At 63.9% G+C, this 1,616-nt stretch carries 1 protein-coding gene; it reads right to left on the bottom strand.

All coding sequences use genetic code 11. The features are described 5' to 3' along the window. Positions 1-200 precede the first annotated feature (200 nt). Entirely contained in the window at positions 201-1,472 is a 1,272-nt protein-coding gene (locus tag AC1DVT_RS20165; protein WP_477391168.1) for an ABC transporter substrate-binding protein, read from the bottom strand. Positions 1,473-1,616 lie beyond the last annotated feature (144 nt).

Genomic DNA, 1,616 nt, shown 5'->3' with positions numbered 1-1,616 from the left:
GTGCGAGGAAGGGAATCGCGGAGAGCTTGTCGCGCCAGCTCACCTTGTAGGACCTGGTCGAGATGGGTGTGGTGGGCGGTGCGGATCTCACAGCGCTCGGTGCCTGGAGCATGCTTCCTTCTTACGAAACTAGGGGTTCGTGGGCACAATGTGCGGTGGCCTCAGAAGTCGACGTGCAGACCTCTGAGGCCACCACAGGATCAGCCGATCGCGGGATTCTCTTCCCACGCAGGCCACTCGATGTCCGCCTGACGCTGCAGCTCGTCGGCGACACCGTCCGGGTCGTCACCCGAGACGTAGAAGGCCTGGAGGGTCGCGATCGTGGACTGCACGAGCTTCGGCGGGAACGCCTCGTAATAGCGGTTGAGCGGGGCCGGCGCCTCCTTCTCAACCTGGGCCGTGATCTCGCCGAGGACGGGGTCGGAGCTCGTCACCTTGGGGTTGACCGGCAGGTCGAGGGTCGTCTTCAGCCACTGCTCCTGGGGCTTCACGTCCAGCCATGCGAGCAGCGTGTCCAGCGCGGCCTGCTTGTGCGGCGCGTTCTTGGAAACGGCCAAGGATGACGCCTCGACGAAGTAGTTCGCCGCACCGGGTCCGGACGCCGAAGGCGCGATGAATGCGCCATAGCCGTCTCCAGTGAAGCCCGCCGCAGCCATCGAGCCGTTGTACCACGTGCCGAAATTCGTCATGGCGACCTTGCCGCTGGCCAGGAGAGCGGCACAGTCCGCACCCTTGGTGTCCGATGCGGTGGTGTAGCCGGCCTTGATCCAGCTGGAGATCTTCTCGAGCACCTTCTTACCGGCCGGGTCGTTCCACTTCGCCTTGTTCTGCGTGAGGTCCGAGTAGAACTGGGGGTCGATCGCACCCGCGATCGTCTGGTAAGGCATGATGACCGGCCACGCGTCTGCAGCCGGCAGACAGAGGGGGATGTATCCAGCCCCCTTGAGCTTGTCCATGTCGTCCTCGAACTCGGCGAACGTCTGGGGCATCTCCGTGATCCCGGCGGCCTCGAAGGCCGCCTTCGAGTAGTAGTGCACGGAGTCCGACACACCGAGCGGGATGGCAAACACCTTGCCTTCGTAGGAGTAGTACGGCCGCAGCGCGTCATCGAGGTTTCCCGCGGCCACCGCCTTGTCCCAGACATCCGTGAGGTCCTCGAGGTTGCCCGAGGCCGCGAGCGCCTCGACCATCTTTCCGCTCCACCACTTGACGATGTCAGGCGACTTGTTCGTCCCGATGGACTGCAGCACACCCTGGGTGTAGCTGACGGTGTCGGGGAGAGCGAGGGACTTGATGCCGTATCCGGTGGTCTCAGACGTCAGCTCGCCCATCTTGGCGAAGTCGTCGGCCCAGTCCACATTGTCACTCGCCAGAATGACCTCCTTCGGACCCGAGTCGTCTGACGCGTTGCCGCTGCAACCCGTGAGAATCAGCGCGGCTGCCGCCGCACCCGCTGCGAGGGTGATTCCCACTCGCTTCCTTGCAACTGCCATACGATCCACTCCTTTGTGTGCGAACTCTGACGCCGCACGACGTCATGAGGCGGTTTCACTTCAACAGCGAGGCGGTGATCTTCCTCAGGCCGCTCCGGGCGGTTTTCGAGGCCTTTCGAGGCC

It is taken from the genome of Microbacterium sp. P2_F9 (genome assembly GCF_056403635.1).
This window is presented reverse-complemented; position numbering and strand designations above follow the sequence as displayed.